The following is a 17,761-nucleotide window of genomic DNA, read 5'->3' as shown; positions in this document are numbered from 1 at the left end:
CCCCGGCGCCCGACCTGCTACAACGGACAACATTGCTACCCAACCAATGTTGCATCAGATGACAATATTTCCTCATTCAGGAGCGACTTGATGCGGTCGGGCCGGAAACCCGACCAATGGTCGTCTCCAGCCACCACCACGGGGGCCTGCAGGTAGCCGAGGGCCATCACGAAGTCGCGAGCTTCGGGGGTGGTGCTGATGTCGACGATCTCGTAGGAGATGCCCTGCTTGTCGAGCGCCTTGTAGGTGGCGTTGCACTGGACGCAGGCGGGCTTGGTGTAGACGGTGACGTTGGCTGTGGTGGTCATTTCAACTCCTTTAGTCGTAAGGTTTTCGGGGTGTTTATGTACCTTCGATTCTAATTGCTGGCAGCCTATTTAGCAACGGATAGACCGATATTCAAAGCAGGCAATTATGGCGGCAATCTGCGGTTTATGTCCGGGCATTAATGGCACTAGGAAATCCCTTGAATTCGCACTAGGCCGCATTGCTGCCATTCTCTTTTCTCGGCGTCTTTTCACCCCGGCGACACCAAAGTGGCCCCGCGGAGCGCTACTCCACGGGGCCACTGGTCGGGGCCGCTAGTCCTCTGTGCAAGCCTGCCGGTACACGCTGTCGGCCTTGCGCTTGCCGAGGATCACCTGCTCGATGTCGCTGAGCGGGTAGCCGTTCTCCTCCAGGAACCGCAGGTAGGTCTTGGTGATGTCCTGGGGTCCTCGCCAGGCATCCTTGCCGGTGCGGGCCTCGACGGTCGCGAGCACCATCCCGAGCATGATCACCAGGGCGCGCGCGTCACCGGTGGCGGCGAGTTTGGCGACCGCCATCTTCGGCGTCTCGTTGTCGGCCAGGCCGAGCAGCTCGGGGGCGAGCCGCTGGCCGTGGTAGTCGTTGAACAGGTCCGCCCGGTTGGTGAGCGCTTCGGCGAGATACAGGGCCGCGCCTTTCGGGGCGGTCTTGCGAGCAAGGAGCTTGTCGCGCACCCATTCCCGCCGCACCACCGCCGCCGCCTCGCCCAGCTTGTTTAGAGCGATGAGCTTTCGTCGCTCGGCACGTTCCCTCTCGGCCTGCTCCTCGCGGGCCCGTTCCCGCTCGATGGCTCCATCGGGGTCGCCGGCGTCGGCGAGCTGGTCGAGGTCGACGCCGTGCTGGCGGGCCAGCCAGTCCGGCATGGTGACACCCGCACCGGCCAGGTCCATGCAGAAGTACTTCGGCTCGAACACCGTCCGCTCGCGGACCGTACGGAAGTGCCGCAGGCCCGCGCCGGGTTCGAGGTCCGGGTCGTCCTCGGTGTCGAAGTCGATCTCGTACTCATCGACGACCGCGCCGGTGTCGGCGTCCACGTAGACTTCGGCGACTTCGAGCCAGACCGCCCAGTGGCGGGGTTCCATTGCGGCAATGGTCTCATCGGTCAGATTGGCCCCGGAGGCGTCCTTGAGGTTCTGCGCCGAAATATGGGCCTTGTCGTACCAGCCGGGCCGATTGTCGAGAACCGTGTACCCCTTCGCGGCATACCCTTCGGCAGCCTCGGCGTAGCGGGCGCGTTCCTCGCGGTCGGCACGTAGTTGGGCGACCCGGTGTGCGAACTGGTCGGTGCCTGCAACCTTGATCAGCTCGGCTTGGGCGTCGTCGTCGCCGTCGAACTCCACGAAGCTGGTGGCTTCGATGAGGTTGAGCTGCCCGGTGTCCAGAGCGCTCATCGCCTTCTCGGATTCGATGGCCAGCTTGGCTGCGGCGATTGCCTCCTTGGTGGTGGACAGTCCCTTGGCGACCTTGGTCGGTGACACCCCGTCGAGCAGCAGCTGGTTGATCCCGCGCGCGCGCTCGGCGTCGGTGAGTGGCAGGCGGCGGTCGTTGGTCACGATCTGCTCGATCACGCGCTGGGCGCGCACGGCGGTCTCGGTGCCGTCGACGGTGCGCACGTACACCGGCACCGAGGTCAATCCGACCTGGCGTGCGGCCTGGATGCGGCGCTGTCCCTCGCGCACCAGGGGCTTGTCCTGCCCGTCGATCCGCACCGCGAGCACGGGAACCATGACGCCGTGCTCCTCGATGGAGGCCAGGAAGTCGCGGTCCAGGCGGGGGTCCAGGCGAACGTTCTCTTCGATCTCAATGTCGTTGGGCGAGAGGTGAAGCAGCTCGGGAGTGGCGATGGTGGTCATCGGGGGGTTGGGGGGTTCCTTTCCTTTGTTTGTCGAACCTGTTGCTTATAGGCTACACCATGTGTAGCCTATAGGCAACACCAGGAGCGACGGAAGGGCCGATTCCCGATGAGCACGAGCCTCGATCAGCTCCCCGGCATTGCCGAGAGCGACTGTGGGACAACGGTGGTGATGAGTTATGGCATGGGCGTGGATTCCACCGCGATCCTGCTGCGCTGGCTCGTCGAGCCGTCCAGCCGTGACTTCGATCTGGCGGACCTCATCGTCGTCACGGCTGACACCGGGGGAGAGTTCGACCAGACGATCACCGACGTCGAGCAGGTCGTGCTCCCCGCGCTGCGTCGCCACGGTGTGCGCTTCATCCAGGTCGGCCGGTCGCAACGCAAGACCACCGCCAAGGGAGAGGGTATCGCGGTCTTGCAGGACAGCACCGAACCCACGCGCCTGTACCGCGCGTCCTACACGCTGGCGGATGAAATGCTGTCGGCCGGAACCGTTCCGCAGATCGGCGGCACGCGTATGTGCTCCATTCACGCCAAGGGGAGTTGTCTGGATCCGGTCATCGCCGCGGTGACCGCCGGTCGGCGCTATCGCCACGTCGTGGGCTTCGAAAGCGACGAGGGCTCACGGGCTGTCAAGGACGCGCTGTACAACACCGACCGCCGTGTCGGTTGGTACCCGCTGCGCGACTGGGGTTGGGATCGAGCCCGCTGCTCGGATTACATCATCGAGATCACCGGGCGTCGTTGGTTGAAATCAGCCTGCGGCTTCTGCCTTATGTGGAATATGGGGCCTACCGTGGGGAGATGAAGGAAGTTCGGTGGGAACGCTTTCCGACGGTTGGCGAGCATGAGCATGGTCGGCGGTGGCTGCAGTTCACCGCCAACATCGGACGCGCCCCCAACACGGTCGACGCCTACGGTCGGGCGGTGCAGGACTATCTGACCTTCTGTGCGGCGTTGCGGGCGGATCCAGTTACCGCGCGGCCCGATGTCGTCGCGGCCTGGATCGGAGACATGCTGCATCGGCCGAACTCCCGCCACGACACCGTTGGTCTATCGGATGCGACAGTGCAGCAGCGGGTCGTGGCGGTCCGCGGCTTCTACGACTTCCTCGTGGAAGATCAACTCCGCGAACGTAATCCGGTTCGCCGAGGCCAGTCGGGCCGCCGAGGAAAGCAACCGCGCCAGGGCTTGGTCCGGGCCATCCAGAAGGCACCGTGGATTCCCGACGAACACGCCTGGGGTCGGATCCTGCAGGCAGCCCGATCCGACACATTACGCAACCGGCTCATGCTCTGCCTGGGCTACGACGGGGCGCTGCGCCGCGAAGAGTTGGTGTCACTGCAGATCGGCGATCTCGAACCAGCCTGGTCGCTGATCCACGTGCGCGCGGAGACCACCAAGTCCCAGCGCGGCAGGACGGTGGCGTTCGGCGCGACCTCCGGCGGACTGTTGGTGGCCTACCTGCGCCACCGCACCGAGGTGTTCGGCAAGGTCGACGGAAACCTGTTCCTCAGCGCGTCCCGGCGCAATCACGGTGCGGGTCTCGGTCCTTCGGCATGGTCGAAGACCGTCACCGCCATCGCCCGACGTGCCGAGGTGCCCGAGTTGTCGACACACACGTTGCGGCATTTGAGGTTGACCGATCTGGCGCGGGCGGGATGGGACATCGACGAGATCGCGCAATACGCCGGCCACCGCGACCTATCCACCACCCTGACCTATATCCACCTGTCCGGGCGCGAACTGGCAGCGAAGTTTCATGCCGCGTCAACCTCACTTCACGCCGATCAAGAGCGCCGACTGGCGGCGCTGGCTGGGATGTGGTGACGATGCTGACCGAGGCCGAAGTCGCAACCCTGGCCGACTTGTTCGACCACGGTAGCCCCCATCTCACTGATCCCACCACCCGGGCGTTGCACCGTCTCGTCGACCCCCTGACGCCACTGATGGCCGGGTGGCGGCCCGACATCGCCGGGCGCGCCCGCAGCCGCATCCTGCGACGGGTGCACCTTGAACAACGCCCATACTGGGACTGGGACGAACAGACCTGGCGGGACCTGGCGACCGTCGAATTTGGCTCCAAGCTCGGCGCACCAATGGTGGCGATCGCCAACGTCATCGCCGGCCACCGCACCCTGCACCACCACGTCACGGTCTCCGTGCGCCGAACCGCTGGATTGGCCTACGGGCAGACCGACGTAGAGACCGCGATCTCACACGTCCAGGACACCCTACGCACGTGGGAGGTCTCCGAACACACCAGCGGCAGCCACGTCGCCGCGGCCTTGAGCGATTTGATGCTGTGCAGCGGGACCGCAGACCTCGCTCGCTTCACCGATGACACGGTAACCTCCCTCGCGGACTTCTACGGCAGCGGTGCCCGCCGCACCGGGCTGATCAAGCTGTCCCGCGTCTTGGCCCACGACGGCATACTGCGTGTGCCGGTGGCCCGCAACGCACGCCAGCGCGGACCGCGCCAAGCAACCCTCGACTCCGCGCCCCCCATGTGGGTGCAATGGGCGCTGCGGTGGCGCGACGTCACCACCATCGAACCGGGCACGCTGCGTGGCCGATTCGCGATCATCCTCATCGCCGGGCGCTGGGCCGCCGACAAACACCCCGAAGCCCTCGAGCCGCACCTATGGACCCGCGACATCGCCGCCGAATACGTCGCCGACACCCTCAACGCCACCCACGGCCAGTGGGCCGGCTGCAACCGCGACACCCGCAAGACCGGACAACCCCTGGGCGCCGTCGGGAAGGTTCAACGCATCGACGGCATTCGAGCCTTCTTCCTCGATCTCATCGAATGGGAATGGATCACCCCGCGCTTCGACCCCCGCAAGGCACTGGCCGGGCCGCTTTCGGTCCGCGCACAACTGGGACCAAACCCGCGCATCATCGACGACGCGTCCTGGGCCAAACTGATGGCCGCCGGACTAACCGTCGAGGCATCCGACCTCAACCGGTATGGCAGCGCCGCCGCCCGCGCCGCCAGCTTCGAGCACCGCACCTACTATCCGATCGAGATGGTCCGAGCCTTGATCGGGGTGTGGCTCTTCGCAGGCCTACGCATCGACGAGATCCGTCGCCTCGAACTGGACTGCGTGCGGCGCGAGGAGGGACGCGACGACACGACCGGAACACCGTTCCCAATCTGCCTGCTCCACGTCCCGGCCAACAAGACCAGCCCGGCATTCAGCAAGCCGGTCGATCCGCTCGTCGGAGAACTCATCGAAGCCTGGCGGGCCGTGCGATCACCTCAACCCGACCTCGTCGACCGCAAGACCCAACAACGTCGACAGTTCCTGTTCTGCGTGCGCGGGGAACTCATCGGCGAGACGTACCTCAACGCCCACCTGATCCCGGTGCTGTGCCGCAAAGCCAATATCCCGGAACGTGACTCGCGCGGCGCACTCACTAGCCACCGGGCTCGCGCCACCATCGCCACCCAGCTTCTCAATGCCCCGGAACCGCTGTCGCTGGTCGACCTCAAGGAATGGCTGGGCCACAAGCACTACTCCAGCACCCGGCATTACGCCACGATCCTGCAGCGCCGCCTCACCGCCGCCTACAAGAAGGCCGACTACTTCGCCCGCAACGTCCGCACCATCCAGGTCCTCATCGACCGCGAGACCATCATGACCGGCGCGGCCGCCGACGGTGAAACGTGGAAGTACTACGACCTCGGTGAGGGGTACTGCACCTACGACTTCTTCGCGAAGTGTCCCCACCGCCTCGCCTGCGCTCGCTGCCCGTTCTACCTACCAAAACAGTCCAGCGCCGGTCAGCTGTTGGCCGTCAAGAACGGCATCGACCACATGCTGGAGAACCTCGTCCTGACCGACGAGGAACGAACCGCGCTCGATGGTGACCGCGCCGTCCTCACTCAGCTCGCTCATCGTCTAGCCAAGACTCCGACCCCGGCCGGCCCTACCCCGGAAGCACTGGGTACGACAGGAGCTGCCTTCATCGCGCTGAGTGAGCTTAAGGACTCCCTTGCCGCGGATGCGGACTGACCGCCGCGCCTTCCGGTGGGCGACCGGCTGACCTAGGCATCTTCGCATCGCACTGGCCGTGATGTACGTGCTGATGTCGGACCCCCTGGTTACGATGGCCGAGACAGTGTGGTCTATAGGAAGGCACCCGTGGTGGCCGACAAAAAGATTGTGTTTGTAGCGTTTGCGATCGAGGACGAGCGGCAGCGCGATTTCCTCAAGGGACAATCTCTATCTCCGCGCGCCCCTTACGAATTCATCGACCTGTCAGTGAAAGAGGCATACGAGGAGGGCTGGAAGGACAAGGTGCGGACTCGCATCAAGCGCTCCCACGGGGTGATCGTCCTCGTCAGCAAGAACTCGACGTCGTCGACCGGCCAGAAATGGGAGATCGAATGCGCGAAGGACGAGGACAAGCCCATTCTGGGCATTTGGGCCTACGCGGCCGACCGCGCCACTATTGCCGGCGTCAACACGGTCACGTGGAGTGACAAGAACATCGGCGACTTCATCGACTCGCTGTAGTGGGCATGCGAAAGGCGCTCATCGTCGGGGTGGATCACTACGATCACATCTCGACTCTCCGGGGCTGCGTAAACGACGCGTACAACGTCAACGGAGTTCTGGAGCGAGACGCGGACGGAACGGTCAACTTTACGAATCCGATGCTGCTCACCGGAACCGGCCCGGCATCCAACCTTGACCGACACGTCCTCAAAGACGCAGTGCGCGAGCTCTTTCGTGATGACGCCGAGATCGCGCTGTTCTACTTCTCCGGCCACGGTTACCTGGACGACACCGGCGGCTATTTGTGCTCAAGCGATGCACGCAGTGGCGACGACGGCCTTGCTCTCGCCGAAGTCATGACTCTTGCGAACCAGTCACCAGCAACGAACAAGGTGATCATCTTGGACAGCTGCCACTCCGGCGCAGCCGCCGTGACCGCCGCGGGGGCGACGCAAGCAGACATTCGCGAAGGCGTCACCATCTTGTCGGCATCAACGGCCAACCAATACGCGCTCGAATCGGGCGGCTCTGGTGTTTTCACGGGGCTGCTCGTTGATGCGCTTAATGGTGCCGCGGCGAACCTGGTCGGGGACATCACGCCAGGCAGCGTCTACGCACACATCGATCAGTCCCTTGGCCCCTGGCAACAGCGGCCGGTGTTCAAGACGAACGTTAAGACCTTCGTCTCGTTGCGACGTGCCAGACCACCAATAACCCTTGCGGAGCTACAACAGCTGACGTCGATCTTTCCGACACCGGGCATCGAGTTACCTCTCGACCCATCCTTCGAACCGTCTAGGACTGCGGAGCAACTCGCTGATCCGACAATCCCAGCTCCCGATCCTGCGCGAAACGCCACCTTCAAGGTCCTGCAGAACTACGTCAAGGTCAACCTAGTCAGGCCGGTCGGCGCAGTGCACATGTACTACGCCGCAATGGAGGGGAAGTCCTGCGAACTTACGGTCCTCGGCGAGCATTACTGGAACCTTGTCAACGAACGCCTGATCTGATGAGCGACAGCTCCTGGCCAGCGCTAGATTCCCACAGCGTGTTAGAAGCGGTCGCAGCAGTCGAGCATGAGCGATGGTCGCACTGGCAGCGATACATGCACTCAAAATGCCGTCACAACCCCGACGGCAGCCTCACCGTCCCGCCTGAACTAGCGGAAAGGTGGGAACGGCAGATGTCCACGCCCTACGAGGCCCTAACCGATGCCGAAAAGGACAGCGACCGAGAACAGGCCCGTGAGTACATCGCAGCACTTCAGCGTTTAAGGACGATGGACACTTAAGACACGTGAAAGCGTGTGGGGCGGAGGTAGCGTCGTCGTGTGACGCGAATCCTCGACATCGATCTCGATTTTTTTGTTGAACCCGTGGTCCACTGGCCCCAGGACGAAAGCCGCCCCGCCTCAGCCGAGCACACCGTCTGGTCGACAGATCGGGCCTTCGAATTCCTCACCGATAATTGCGGTCTCGCTGGCCCCCTACCGGGCATCCTGACCGAGCAGCACGACGAGCTGTTCCCATCGTGGCGTGAAGCGGTGCGCGCCCAGATTCTTCAGCCTCCGTTTCACGTGACTCATGTCGACGCGCACGCCGATCTCGGACTGGGGGATTCCGGGTACGTGTACCTCATGACCTCACTCCTCTTCGCTCCACCCGAGGAGCGTTGGAATCCGACGCCTCCGATCGGGACCACGGGTCTAACCGAGGGCAACTTTCTGCTCTTCGCTATTGCCTGCCGATGGGTCAGCAGTCTGGAGTACGTGTACGGGCAAGGCGGAGGCGGTGACGAATTGCATTGCGTTATGGGAGGATTCGAACGATCCGCAAACCAGGTCAGGCTTGCCGCTATGACACCACATGCATTTCGAAATTGGAACTTCGGACTCAGCGGCCGGGAACCAGTGGTGACGCACCTGGAACCTGGAGTTCCCTACGAATCGGGCCGTTGGGAAGAATTCCAGGCCGAAGCGCCCTATGACGTGATCTGCCTGACGCGCTCGCCGCGCTATACGCCCGCCACAGCGGACCCGCTGTACGCGGCCATTGCCGACGCGTTTATCGAACCAGTCACCTTCTAGACATTCGAGCGGCACAGCGCATAGCGCCACTGGCCGAGCTGGCTGCAGAGTCCACGAACGGCGCTTCAGCGGCGCGCTCCCCCGCGGCAGGGAGGGAGCCAGTGCTGACAAGATTCGCAATAACTTGCCCGTTCGCGATGCGCACCGAGGCCGGTCGCAGGCAGGTTGCCCTAAGGTGGCGTCTCGAACCACAGAAGGGCGCCCAGGCCCTGTTCCTCGAGCACGTCGCGCGCAGCCTCAACGAACGCCAAACCCTCATCGAGGGCAGTTCCGCGGCTGATCTGGTTGCCACGGCGGGATTGACCGAAGTCCAGTCAGAGTTCGTAGCCATGCTCGGCGAGTGCGAACACGCCGTCTACGAGGTCCGTCGACTCACCCGTCGGCCGGCCGCCGGTGGCGCCGGGCGCGGCATCACGGCGCGTTCGGTGCGGGCGGTCGCGCGGGGCACCCGCGTTCAGATGGACCAGGACCTCCGTGGGCGCGGTGGTGAGCGACGGACCGGTGGCGATGGCATCGTTCGCCATGTCGTGCGCGAGCGAGGTATTCAGCTCCCGGCGCTGGAGTTCTTCTACGTCGTGTGTCCAGCCGTGGTGGACGACAAGCAGAGGGCCGGGTTCGAGTCGTGGTGGCAGGAGGCAACGACCGATGCTGTGCTGTTCTGAATCCACGCGCATCCATTCCACCGGTGTAGCCTTTGGGCAACTCCGAGGGAAGGGGATGGACATGGAGGCGACACCCGCCGACGACGGTTCACTCATTCTCGCCGCGCTCGGTGCCGCGATCCGCGAACACCGCACGGCCGCCGGCCTCACGCAAGCCCAGCTCGCCGAGCGGGCGGGCATCGGCCGTCCCCACCTCAATCACATCGAGGGTGGCCGCAAGAGCCCGACTGTGGTGGTGCTGGTGCACCTGGCCCGCGGGCTCGGGGTCGACCCGGCGGCCCTGTTGGAGACGCAGCCGCTTAGCGGGGCGACGCACTGAGGGTGCGCGCCACCTCGATGCGCTGAATCAGTGAGGCGGCCTCGGCATGGTCGGGGCGCCCGGCGTCATCGGTGCCCGTCTGAATGAGCGCCACCAGCCCTCCATCGGCCCGCAGCTCGTAGCGCGGTGCGTGCGGCAGCTGAGTGGTTCGGGCCGCGTGCATCGCGTCGAGCGCGACGGCCAGGACGGCGGTCACCGCGGCGTCGTACTCCTCGGCGGTGTCGATGGTGGTGTCGACGCGGCCTGCGGTCGTCGTCGTCATAGACCAGGCAACGGTCACTGTGTCCTCCTCGGCGTGGGGTTGGTTCTGGGCCTGAGTGTGCGGGACTACACGACGAAAGCCGGGCCTGTCCTCCACGGTTGTGGATGAACAGACCCGGCTCGGTCCGATCTGTGGATAACTACCCCTGTGGGGGCGTGAAATCCTGGTCGCGGGGATCGGCGGCGAAGTCCGGCCCATCGAGGAACACCTGAGTCGCGGTGCGGTGAGCCTTCGTCAACAGGTCCACGGCGCTGACCGCTCCGTCCTGATCGAGGATTTGAAAGGTGATGGGACCCAGATGCAGGTCCAGCCAGCGAATCTGGCGCGTGCGGTCGCGTGCGAGTTCCTGGCGGGGCACGACCGCGTAGGCGGGGCGGCGCATCCAGTCGATGGCCGTGGTCGGCATCGCAAACGGTTCGGCTGCGATCGGCGCGGGGGCCGGGATGTGCCGGGGGATGAGGACCATCGCCGCACGTGCGGCGCAGAATCCCTCCAACACCCCTTGCGTGGCCTGCGCCGACAGCATGGTCATCAAGAGGCAACCCCACTGCACCCGCAAGCGGGTAGTGGGGGAGCAGGCGTGACTGACGGTGATGTCGCCCTCCTGCACGCCCTGGATGCGGACGATCGTGTGGCTGACCAACGCTGCGGGGGTGACGTGCCCTTCGGTGGATCGAGTCTTCATCGGATTGACCTCTCAGTGGGTGTTGCTTATAAGCAACAGACTACCAGTCAATTGCGTTGCCGCGCAATGCTTTTCACCATTCAACCTGCACTGATGTGCGGGCTTGGACACCGCCGTCGTCAAGGCCTACGTTTCCCGACCCCTGACCACGTCGGCCGACAGCCATTCCGAGCGCGCGCTGGACACTGCGGCGCCACCCCTGCCCACCTGGCGCCGAAAGGGCCTGCATGCAACCTGACCTTCCACGAACAACCACCGATCACACTCCGCCGCGGTCAGCGCGAAGGCCTCCGGAAATTGACTGACTCCGAAGTTGGCTGTGGTGGTGGACTCTGATGGAGCCTGCTCCGTACCGTCCGTCCCATGACCGCACCCATGTCCAGCTCTCTCACGGATGCCGAAAGCGATTTGCGCACAGCGCAGTCCGAGACCGACGCGCATCGCCAGGGACAGTACGCACGCTCGGCGGCAGACTCAGCCGCCGAAGTGGCCGTCGACAGCAACACCAGCGAAGCCGACCGGTCCCGCGCGGTCGAGGTCATGGACGCTGCACTCGCGCTGGCCGGACGTAGCCTGCGAGAGGCGCAAGCGACACTCGCCGCCGCTCGGGACAACCCCGACCCACAACAGCGGCGGGAGCAGGCCCGGTTGGCGGTGAGCAAGGCGCGACAGGTCAGTCGCCAACGGGATCTCACCGACGACGAACGCGCCGAAGCCCGCCAGATCATCGGGCACGGACGGATGATCGCGACATCGGTGGGCGCCTCCGTTCGGCGCCAGCAGCGCGTGGAGCGCGAGCAGGAACAGCCCGGTATCGCCATCTGAGTTGCCCCGCCCAGCTCGCGGCCGGCGGTGCGTAACCTCAGTCGCGTGGGGGAGGCAGACGTGGTGCCACGCCCTCCGATAGCCCTGAGCGCCGCCTGCATCGGCTGGGCCCGCTCGGCGCACTACATCACCGAGCCAGTCGACGACGGCGAGGTGCAGCTGCGCTCGGAGGCCGGGGCACCCTCGCGATACTTCGTCCGCCGCCGCGGCGCCGACCGCCTCGTCCTCACCGAGGCCGAGGATGAGGCGGATGAGCATCCACTGCTGTACGTCGCCGACACCGGTGTCCTGGAGAAACACCTGGTCGCGTTGTTCGCCGACGACATCCGCGAGGACCTCGACCTACCCTTCCTGGAGCTGGAGTGGTCGATCGACGCCGTGGCCTCGGGGTACCAAGTCAGCGAGATCGCACGCGGCTATCGAACCCTCGCGCGCGGGGGAGGTGAGCCCATCGCGGCCGCACCTGACCCGACCCTGAGCCTGTTGACACTAGTGCCGCTGTCGCACTACCTGCAGTGGTCGATCGCCGACTTGAAGCGCTCGTTCCTCAACCCGGCCGGCGTCCCGCTGTTGCACCGGGGGCGCTACGCAGCGCGCTAGGCGCGATCCCGGTGAGGAACCCCTGGTCTGGTGGTGGACTACAGCGCGCACGACGATCTACCGTCAAGTGGTGGGAACGACGAATGCTGACGGGCTACTCACCGAGCGCCAAGTGGCAGACGAGTCCGGGCTGGCCGCCGAGCTTGTTTCGAGTCTGATTCCGAGGGCGTCAGCCGATGCCGAGGTCTACGACGAGACAGGCCTGTGGCGCGCAAAGGTCGCAAAAATGTTGCTGGACAACGGTGTAAGGATGAACCTCGTCAAGGTGGCAGTGCGTGAGCCGCTGACCGTTGCGCAGTTGCGGGCCACGGCCGAAAACGCTCCGGCGGGGCCGTCAACCTAACCCAGTGGGCACCGGCGAGGAAGCTTGCCCACCTCGGTTAAGGTCGCGGGCCTTCGACTCTCCCCCCGCGATAGGGTTCATACCCACTCCTTTCTCGCATCCAGGGGGAGCGAAGCGACTATGGGGAGGCGCCCACAGTGAAGTTCTCGACCGTTCTTGCTGCGACCGCGGTGACCGCTGGGTCGGTGCTGGGCGTTCCGATGGCCCAGGCCGACGATGACGTGGCCCCCACCCTGACGTCTCTCGGACAGGCCGCGGAGTTGGCCAACGGGTCGGCAGTGCAGACGTGGACCGTCAGCGGGTTGAAGCCGAGCGGCGATGTCATCCCGTGGCACGTCAACGGGACGCTGTGGGAGGCCACCGCCACCAACGAGGCCGTGCAAGGTTCGATCCAGCCCGTGGTGTCCGATCTCAACGCGCGCGCCCGCAACGGTGACGCCTACCGAGTCTTGTTCTTGGCGGCTACCCCGCAGGGGGTGAACCCAGCCGTCCTGCCGCCCGGTGCGAAGACGTCGGGCAAGGTCTACTTCGACGTGACCGGTGAGCAGCCCGACAGCGTCGTCTACAACAGCGGCGGCCATGATCTTGCCGTCTGGCTCACCCCGCCGCCTGCACCCGTCCCCTCAGGAACGAGCGCCGCGCCGTTCGGCGGTTCTCGCGCGGGGGTGGCCGATGCTGCACCGTCCGCCGCGGTGCCGCCGGCTCCAGCAGCACCGCCCGGTGTCGTTCCGGCTGCGGGGCCAGTCCCTGTTGGAACACCGCCGCCGACCGGGGCCTCCGGCACGCCCCTCCTCGGCAGCACTGGGACGCCGCTGCCCGAGGGCAGCTCCGGGACCCCGTTGCCAGGCACCTCGACCTCACCAACGGGCACCGCAGGGGGCGTCCCCGCGGGGACCACGGGGACGTCCATGCCCTCCGACCCCGCAGCTCCGGCCGCGACACCGGCACCGGCGACAGCGTCGAGCCAGCCCACGGGAAGCGCGGCACAGCTCGCTCCGGCAGGCAGCTCGCCCGCTAGCGGGACGACGATGGCACCTGTGACGACGACCGTGCCCGCGCCGGCACCGTAGCGTCCGCTGGAGGAGATGTGGGTCTTGTCAAAGGGGAAGCCATGGCGGCCGAGGCACGTGGCTATTGGGCGACCGACCGCACCGTGTGCTTGGCCCATGTCGACGACTCGGTACTGAAGGCGGCCATTGCGCACCACCTTTCCGAGCCGAACTGCAGCTACTGCGAGATCGTTGGTGACGACTCGAATCCCGTAGCGGCTCCGCTCGATGACTTGTTGGACGTCTTCATGGTCGGTGTCCGGAATCTCTACGAGGAAGCCGAGGCCTCGGGGGTGCCGATTCAACCGGGCCGCCAGGTGACCACCGTGTACGACGCCGACGACGTCGTGTGGGAGGTGCTGGAAGAGCATGCCACGACCGGACGGACCCCCGACGACGGGTTGGCCTCGGACATCACAGCCGCCCTCACCACGCAATCGTGGGTACGGCGAGACTGGCAGCGACTCACACCCGATCAGGTCCTGCAATACAGCTGGGACTCCTTCAAAGAGCTTGTGAAGTACTCCACGCGGTTCTTCTTCACCGGGGCCCTAGGCGACGCGAGTGCCGATGGCGAGAGGCTGTCGGTGCTCGAATTCTTCCGCCAACTGGCTGCGGTGTTGTCCCAGACCCCCGAGATATTTCCCCAGCCGTGCCCCCGGTTGTTCCGCGGCCGCATGACCGCAACAGACCCAGACCCGAGTGACTACGACGCCGCCAAACTTGGGCCACCCCCGCCGCAGCGGGCCGCCGCCAACCGGATGAGTCCCGCCGGGATCAGCATGTTCTACGGCGCCACCGACCTAGACACCGCCGTGGCCGAAATCGGAGCTCACAGTTCGTACGGGTATGCCGTCACGGGGGAGTTCACGACCGCCCGCGAAGTACGCCTGATTGACCTGACCAAGCTCCCCGCGATTCCCAGCATCTTCGACGAACAGTCCTTTCGTAGCTACTACACGATCTCGTTCTTGCACAACTTCGTTCGGGACCTCACCTTGCCGGTCGACCTCGACGGCCGTGAACACATCGACTACGTGCCCACCCAGGTATTCACCGAGTACCTCAAGTACTCCTTCCCTGCCCGCGTCGATGGTCTGATGTTTCCCAGCGCGCAGGGTCCGGGAGCGAACGTCGTGGTGTTCTACGGACCTGAATTCTGCGCGGATGAAGGCGATGTCGGCGACTACACCCGGCTCATCCTCATCCGTGCGTCGGTGACCAAGCATCGCGTCACCACTGTCATCAAGCGGTAACGCTCAGACAAGCACGTGGGGCCAAAACGGGCCTGGCACAGAGCTATTGATTCTGGCGATGCCATCAGTCGTTAGCCTCCAGCACGGAAGGTGTCTTGGCGAATGACGCTTAGCTCCGCTCGGGCGTCTTCGAGGTAGCGGTAGGCGGTGGCGCAGCCGGCGTACCGGGGGAGGCCGGGTATGCACACGCAGCCGACCTGGGGCCAGTGCGGATCGACGCGATCAGCGGCCACCAGGCCTCGATGTCGCTCCTTCGGGGAAGGGGCGGGAATTGTGTGCATGGCGACAACCCCTGCTGTCGTGGGGAGCATGGTGTGGGCGACTTCGGCGACCGACCACGGTCTGAGCCGATCGTGGTGTTGGAAGGCGGCGTCGACTACGGCGTCCAGCACCAGCAGCACTGTTCCGATCGGCACACCGCCGGTGAAGTCATCGTCCTCACCGAGCCGGTCGACAAGCCAAGCGCCGTCGAAGAGTTCGGCGAAGTCGGCCGCGACGGGGCCGTAAAGATCAAGCACTTCCGCGACGGGCTGCTCACCGAGCCGCAGCACGAGGAAGTCGACGTAACCGGCGATGACGTCGGGCGCGGGCCCACGTGCGTCGAGCGGTGACAGGTGAATCTCCGCTCGCCAATCCAGACCGCACGTCACCGTGGCCGACCATGTGTCCAGACTCTCGTAATGCATTCGAGGAGCAGTGAATTCGACAGTCGTGGCGCATCCGTCGTGCTGAAGCCCGCGGATGTAGTCACCGATATCGACTGCTGTCATTCGTCTCCTAGGTGGGGTGATTCGAGCTCACCCCTACTGGCCGGCGGTGCATGTGGGCGGAGGTTTGGTTGCTCAGCTGGGCGTACGCGAGTCCGGCGCGATGCCCCAGTGGCTGGCGATGGGCTGCGGGATGGTCAGGCCGGATACGGCGGCATCGATCAGGGGGTACACCGGCAGCCTTGGCGCAAGGTGGCTGTCCCATCGCCCGATGGGGCCGGTGGTCTTGCCTGACGCCAAGGAATCAAGATACGTGCGCGCCAACGAGACTCGCGAATCGTGCAGCCAGCTTGTGGTCGTGGCGAGTTGGTCCTGAAGAAACGTCATTGCGGCGACGTAGTCCGGTCCCGGCGCCCCGCCGGGCTGGGTGCACTGGGCGAGCTGCTCGACGAGGAGGCGTACGGCGTGGCCGTTGGGCCCGAACTCGAAGCCATCGGGCATGAGCTGAACGACTTCGATGTGTCGGGCACGGATTTGACGTGCCTCGTGCTGCAGCATCGGCTCGAAGCCCAGCACACGCGTCGGTCTGACTTCCCAAACCTCCCAGGGGAGGTATTGGTGTGCGTAGCCGAAGTTCACCATGTACGCCGGCTCCTCGAAGAGGCGGAAGCCCTTCCACTTCCGTGAGGTGAGGCGACGACCGGGAGCCAGCTTCGCGAAGGCCTGCATGTTGATTGCGTCTCGGCCGCGGTACGCAGGGACGTACCACGAACGGCTGGCGGCTTCGGCGGCGGCGGCCTGGGTGTCCATCATCGTCATAGCACCCATTGTGCAACCAGCAGGCGACACCTGGTCGGATCACCGTTGATACCTGACGAGGACCGAGAACGCCGGGCCACACATGAACCTCAAGTAGGTGATGCGGTGCCGCGCATCGAGGTATCCGCCGGTGATGTCGGGCGGTGAGATGAGCCAGCCCCGCACGAACGGGTTGGCGATTGGCTGCTCGCGCACCCAAGCCCACCATTGCTCATCGTCGCTCAGATCGACCCCGAGCAGCGGCGCCGTGCCCGCGAGCGTGGCCGCGCCGGCCGCCACGTCGATCACGTCGCGGCTCCAGGCCCGCGCTCCCAACTCCTCGAGGACCATGTTCTTGTAATCGACGTTCGTTTCGAAGGCCCGCTTGTGAACGGCAGGTGTGAGACGTCCCGAGCCGAGCAGTGCTACCAACCGGCGCTCCAGGCGCCGATACTCGGACTTGCCCAGTCCGTGCGGCCACGGCAGCGAGTCGAGGGTGCGTAGTTCGTACCGGATGATCGACGTCATGGGTAGAGCGCCAAGACTCAGGCGGGCCAGTGGTCACCGTCGACCGTGATCCGCTCCTTGACCACGTTGCCATCATCGTCGACATCGACGATCGTGACGGCTCGCGTGCAAGGAACGGCCGGTTCGGGCGCTTGGTCACTCGCCGGGCTGGGTGAGTTCGCCGACGCTCTCCGCGCAGACCTGGCTGTGTTCACCTCCGGTGGCATGCCTTCGTAGGCCATGGGTTCGATTCCCCTTCCTGAGCCAATTGCGTCACCGTGACGAATGCTCGTCGTGGATGAAGTCGCTGAGCCATTGCCGTATCGACGTCAGACATCCATCGTCGACCGTTCCGGCCAGGCTGGCGATGCGTTGTCGGCTGATCGTCCGCGGCTGCTCGGTCATCGCGAAGGACGGGCGTTCCAGGGTGAGGCTCGGTCCGCTGAGTCTGACGTGCTGAGGCCAGCCCCGGTCGGTGGTCGTCACGGGAACGACGATGGCCAGCTCGGTGACCGCATCGAGGTAACCGGACGATGCGACGACGACTGCCGGTCGGCGGCCGGCTTGCTCTCGACCCACGGTGGGATCGAGGTTGACCCACACCACCGACCCGGGAGCCACGAGAACGCTCACTGCGTGGGGTCAGTGTCGGCGTCGACCGTGGCCCAATCGGCGGTCTCCGTGCGCCAGGAGGTCAGCGTCTCCTCGTCGGCACCACTGATGGCGGCCGCGACGGAGGAAAGGCGCTTGTGCCGCTCCCGTTCCTCCATGAGCTGTTCCAGGAACTTCTGGACGGTCTCGCCCTCTTCGGCGGCACCGGCGCTGATGCGCTCGCGCAGCGGCTTGCTCACCTTGATCGTGGTCAGATCCGACATATGGTTATTGTACCTCAGGTATGCCCGAATAGCATACCTTGAAGCTGGTAACGGTGCGTGCTAGCGAGGTGCGAGTTCCGCGCGGTAGCCATCCGCTTCATTGATTTTTACATCGATA

Annotated in this window: 23 protein-coding genes; 14 read left to right on the top strand and 9 right to left on the bottom strand. The window is 65.1% G+C overall.

The genetic code is table 11. The features are described 5' to 3' along the window. Window positions 1-35: 35 nt before the first annotated feature. Window positions 36-308, bottom strand: coding sequence for a redoxin NrdH (locus AC3WTE_RS31985; RefSeq protein ID WP_492443629.1), 273 nt, complete (start codon window positions 306-308; stop codon window positions 36-38). A 273-nt stretch (window positions 309-581) separates the two neighbouring features. Next, complete coding sequence (locus AC3WTE_RS31980; RefSeq protein ID WP_492443628.1) at window positions 582-2,159, bottom strand: ParB/RepB/Spo0J family partition protein; 1,578 nt, start codon at window positions 2,157-2,159, stop codon at window positions 582-584. Window positions 2,160-2,342: 183 nt separating this feature from the next. Here AC3WTE_RS31980 and AC3WTE_RS31975 point away from each other — a divergent pair, with 183 nt between their 5' ends. The 8 genes from AC3WTE_RS31975 (at window position 2,343) to AC3WTE_RS31940 (ending at window position 9,736) form a co-directional block, all read left to right on the top strand. Next, window positions 2,343-2,969: a hypothetical protein gene (locus AC3WTE_RS31975; protein WP_492443626.1), complete on the top strand. Its 627-nt coding sequence runs from the start codon at window positions 2,343-2,345 to the stop codon at window positions 2,967-2,969. Further along, window positions 2,966-3,991: a tyrosine-type recombinase/integrase gene (locus AC3WTE_RS31970; RefSeq protein WP_492443624.1), complete on the top strand. Its 1,026-nt coding sequence runs from the start codon at window positions 2,966-2,968 to the stop codon at window positions 3,989-3,991. Before AC3WTE_RS31975 ends, AC3WTE_RS31970 begins: the two co-directional genes overlap by 4 nt. Before the next feature lie 2 nt (window positions 3,992-3,993). After that, window positions 3,994-6,183, top strand: coding sequence for a tyrosine-type recombinase/integrase (locus AC3WTE_RS31965; RefSeq protein WP_492443631.1), 2,190 nt, complete (start codon window positions 3,994-3,996; stop codon window positions 6,181-6,183). A 129-nt stretch (window positions 6,184-6,312) separates the two neighbouring features. Continuing rightward, on the top strand, window positions 6,313-6,687 hold the full coding sequence (locus tag AC3WTE_RS31960) for a TIR domain-containing protein (RefSeq protein ID WP_492443622.1): 375 nt from the start codon (window positions 6,313-6,315) through the stop codon (window positions 6,685-6,687). Window positions 6,688-6,692: 5 nt separating this feature from the next. Beyond that, complete coding sequence (locus tag AC3WTE_RS31955; RefSeq protein WP_492443620.1) at window positions 6,693-7,679, top strand: caspase family protein; 987 nt, start codon at window positions 6,693-6,695, stop codon at window positions 7,677-7,679. Window positions 7,680-7,999: 320 nt separating this feature from the next. Next, on the top strand, window positions 8,000-8,755 hold the full coding sequence (locus AC3WTE_RS31950) for a hypothetical protein (RefSeq protein ID WP_492443618.1): 756 nt from the start codon (window positions 8,000-8,002) through the stop codon (window positions 8,753-8,755). A 101-nt stretch (window positions 8,756-8,856) separates the two neighbouring features. Next, window positions 8,857-9,417 carry a hypothetical protein gene (locus AC3WTE_RS31945; protein ID WP_492443616.1) on the top strand — a complete coding sequence of 187 codons (561 nt, stop codon included), beginning with the start codon at window positions 8,857-8,859 and terminating at the stop codon, window positions 9,415-9,417. Between the two features lie 61 nt (window positions 9,418-9,478). After that, on the top strand, window positions 9,479-9,736 hold the full coding sequence (locus AC3WTE_RS31940) for a helix-turn-helix domain-containing protein (protein WP_492443614.1): 258 nt from the start codon (window positions 9,479-9,481) through the stop codon (window positions 9,734-9,736). Here AC3WTE_RS31940 and AC3WTE_RS31935 read toward each other — a convergent pair. Then, window positions 9,717-10,016: a hypothetical protein gene (locus AC3WTE_RS31935; RefSeq protein ID WP_492443612.1), complete on the bottom strand. Its 300-nt coding sequence runs from the start codon at window positions 10,014-10,016 to the stop codon at window positions 9,717-9,719. The genes AC3WTE_RS31940 and AC3WTE_RS31935 overlap by 20 nt on opposite strands. Before the next feature lie 121 nt (window positions 10,017-10,137). Then, window positions 10,138-10,683 (bottom strand): hypothetical protein, encoded by a 546-nt coding sequence (locus tag AC3WTE_RS31930; protein WP_492443610.1) that lies wholly within the window; start codon window positions 10,681-10,683, stop codon window positions 10,138-10,140. Between the two features lie 103 nt (window positions 10,684-10,786). Between AC3WTE_RS31930 and AC3WTE_RS31925 the strand changes: the two genes are divergently transcribed. The 6 genes from AC3WTE_RS31925 to AC3WTE_RS31900 all read left to right on the top strand — a co-directional run bounded on the left by AC3WTE_RS31925 (window position 10,787) and on the right by AC3WTE_RS31900 (window position 14,756). Further along, entirely contained in the window at window positions 10,787-10,921 is a 135-nt protein-coding gene (locus AC3WTE_RS31925; RefSeq protein ID WP_492443609.1) for a hypothetical protein, read from the top strand. Window positions 10,922-11,046: 125 nt separating this feature from the next. Beyond that, window positions 11,047-11,508: a hypothetical protein gene (locus tag AC3WTE_RS31920; RefSeq protein ID WP_492443607.1), complete on the top strand. Its 462-nt coding sequence runs from the start codon at window positions 11,047-11,049 to the stop codon at window positions 11,506-11,508. A 45-nt stretch (window positions 11,509-11,553) separates the two neighbouring features. Then, window positions 11,554-12,108: an Imm61 family immunity protein gene (locus AC3WTE_RS31915; RefSeq protein ID WP_492443606.1), complete on the top strand. Its 555-nt coding sequence runs from the start codon at window positions 11,554-11,556 to the stop codon at window positions 12,106-12,108. A 70-nt stretch (window positions 12,109-12,178) separates the two neighbouring features. Beyond that, window positions 12,179-12,451 (top strand): hypothetical protein, encoded by a 273-nt coding sequence (locus AC3WTE_RS31910; RefSeq protein WP_492443604.1) that lies wholly within the window; start codon window positions 12,179-12,181, stop codon window positions 12,449-12,451. Window positions 12,452-12,588: 137 nt separating this feature from the next. Next, window positions 12,589-13,521 (top strand): MPT63 family protein, encoded by a 933-nt coding sequence (locus tag AC3WTE_RS31905; protein ID WP_492443602.1) that lies wholly within the window; start codon window positions 12,589-12,591, stop codon window positions 13,519-13,521. Window positions 13,522-13,562: 41 nt separating this feature from the next. Then, window positions 13,563-14,756 (top strand): HEPN-associated N-terminal domain-containing protein, encoded by a 1,194-nt coding sequence (locus tag AC3WTE_RS31900; RefSeq protein ID WP_492443600.1) that lies wholly within the window; start codon window positions 13,563-13,565, stop codon window positions 14,754-14,756. Between the two features lie 71 nt (window positions 14,757-14,827). On the opposite strand, the gene AC3WTE_RS31895 is transcribed toward AC3WTE_RS31900, so the two are convergent. From AC3WTE_RS31895 to AC3WTE_RS31875, 5 genes are all read right to left on the bottom strand, one after another. Beyond that, window positions 14,828-15,526 carry a hypothetical protein gene (locus tag AC3WTE_RS31895; RefSeq protein WP_492443598.1) on the bottom strand — a complete coding sequence of 233 codons (699 nt, stop codon included), beginning with the start codon at window positions 15,524-15,526 and terminating at the stop codon, window positions 14,828-14,830. Between the two features lie 72 nt (window positions 15,527-15,598). After that, window positions 15,599-16,282 carry a hypothetical protein gene (locus AC3WTE_RS31890; protein ID WP_492443597.1) on the bottom strand — a complete coding sequence of 228 codons (684 nt, stop codon included), beginning with the start codon at window positions 16,280-16,282 and terminating at the stop codon, window positions 15,599-15,601. 39 nt (window positions 16,283-16,321) lie between these two features. Then, window positions 16,322-16,789, bottom strand: a complete 468-nt coding sequence (locus AC3WTE_RS31885; RefSeq protein ID WP_492443595.1) for a hypothetical protein — start codon at window positions 16,787-16,789, stop codon at window positions 16,322-16,324. A 252-nt stretch (window positions 16,790-17,041) separates the two neighbouring features. Continuing rightward, window positions 17,042-17,401 carry a type II toxin-antitoxin system PemK/MazF family toxin gene (locus AC3WTE_RS31880; RefSeq protein WP_492443593.1) on the bottom strand — a complete coding sequence of 120 codons (360 nt, stop codon included), beginning with the start codon at window positions 17,399-17,401 and terminating at the stop codon, window positions 17,042-17,044. Then, on the bottom strand, window positions 17,398-17,643 hold the full coding sequence (locus AC3WTE_RS31875) for a hypothetical protein (RefSeq protein WP_492443591.1): 246 nt from the start codon (window positions 17,641-17,643) through the stop codon (window positions 17,398-17,400). The genes AC3WTE_RS31880 and AC3WTE_RS31875 overlap by 4 nt, the downstream gene beginning before the upstream one ends. Window positions 17,644-17,761 lie beyond the last annotated feature (118 nt).

It is taken from the genome of Mycobacterium sp. FW102-FHT13B02 (genome assembly GCF_058790275.1).
The sequence above is the reverse complement of the archived record's forward strand: the minus strand, read 5'-3'. Positions and strand labels throughout refer to the sequence as shown.

Excerpts from the sequence above, each read along its gene's own strand:
- AC3WTE_RS31985 (WP_492443629.1), bottom strand. The coding sequence starts at position 308 with ATGACCACCACAGCCAACGTCACCGTCTACACCAAGCCCGCCTGCGTC.
- AC3WTE_RS31980 (WP_492443628.1), bottom strand. The coding sequence starts at position 2,159 with ATGACCACCATCGCCACTCCCGAGCTGCTTCACCTCTCGCCCAACGAC.
- AC3WTE_RS31975 (WP_492443626.1), top strand. The coding sequence starts at position 2,343 with ATGGGCGTGGATTCCACCGCGATCCTGCTGCGCTGGCTCGTCGAGCCG.
- AC3WTE_RS31970 (WP_492443624.1), top strand. The coding sequence starts at position 2,966 with ATGAAGGAAGTTCGGTGGGAACGCTTTCCGACGGTTGGCGAGCATGAG.
- AC3WTE_RS31965 (WP_492443631.1), top strand. The coding sequence starts at position 3,994 with ATGCTGACCGAGGCCGAAGTCGCAACCCTGGCCGACTTGTTCGACCAC.
- AC3WTE_RS31955 (WP_492443620.1), top strand. The coding sequence starts at position 6,693 with ATGCGAAAGGCGCTCATCGTCGGGGTGGATCACTACGATCACATCTCG.
- AC3WTE_RS31940 (WP_492443614.1), top strand. The coding sequence starts at position 9,479 with ATGGAGGCGACACCCGCCGACGACGGTTCACTCATTCTCGCCGCGCTC.
- AC3WTE_RS31930 (WP_492443610.1), bottom strand. The coding sequence starts at position 10,683 with ATGAAGACTCGATCCACCGAAGGGCACGTCACCCCCGCAGCGTTGGTC.
- AC3WTE_RS31920 (WP_492443607.1), top strand. The coding sequence starts at position 11,047 with ATGACCGCACCCATGTCCAGCTCTCTCACGGATGCCGAAAGCGATTTG.
- AC3WTE_RS31900 (WP_492443600.1), top strand. The coding sequence starts at position 13,563 with ATGGCGGCCGAGGCACGTGGCTATTGGGCGACCGACCGCACCGTGTGC.
- AC3WTE_RS31895 (WP_492443598.1), bottom strand. The coding sequence starts at position 15,526 with ATGACAGCAGTCGATATCGGTGACTACATCCGCGGGCTTCAGCACGAC.
- AC3WTE_RS31890 (WP_492443597.1), bottom strand. The coding sequence starts at position 16,282 with ATGACGATGATGGACACCCAGGCCGCCGCCGCCGAAGCCGCCAGCCGT.
- AC3WTE_RS31885 (WP_492443595.1), bottom strand. The coding sequence starts at position 16,789 with ATGACGTCGATCATCCGGTACGAACTACGCACCCTCGACTCGCTGCCG.
- AC3WTE_RS31875 (WP_492443591.1), bottom strand. The coding sequence starts at position 17,643 with ATGTCGGATCTGACCACGATCAAGGTGAGCAAGCCGCTGCGCGAGCGC.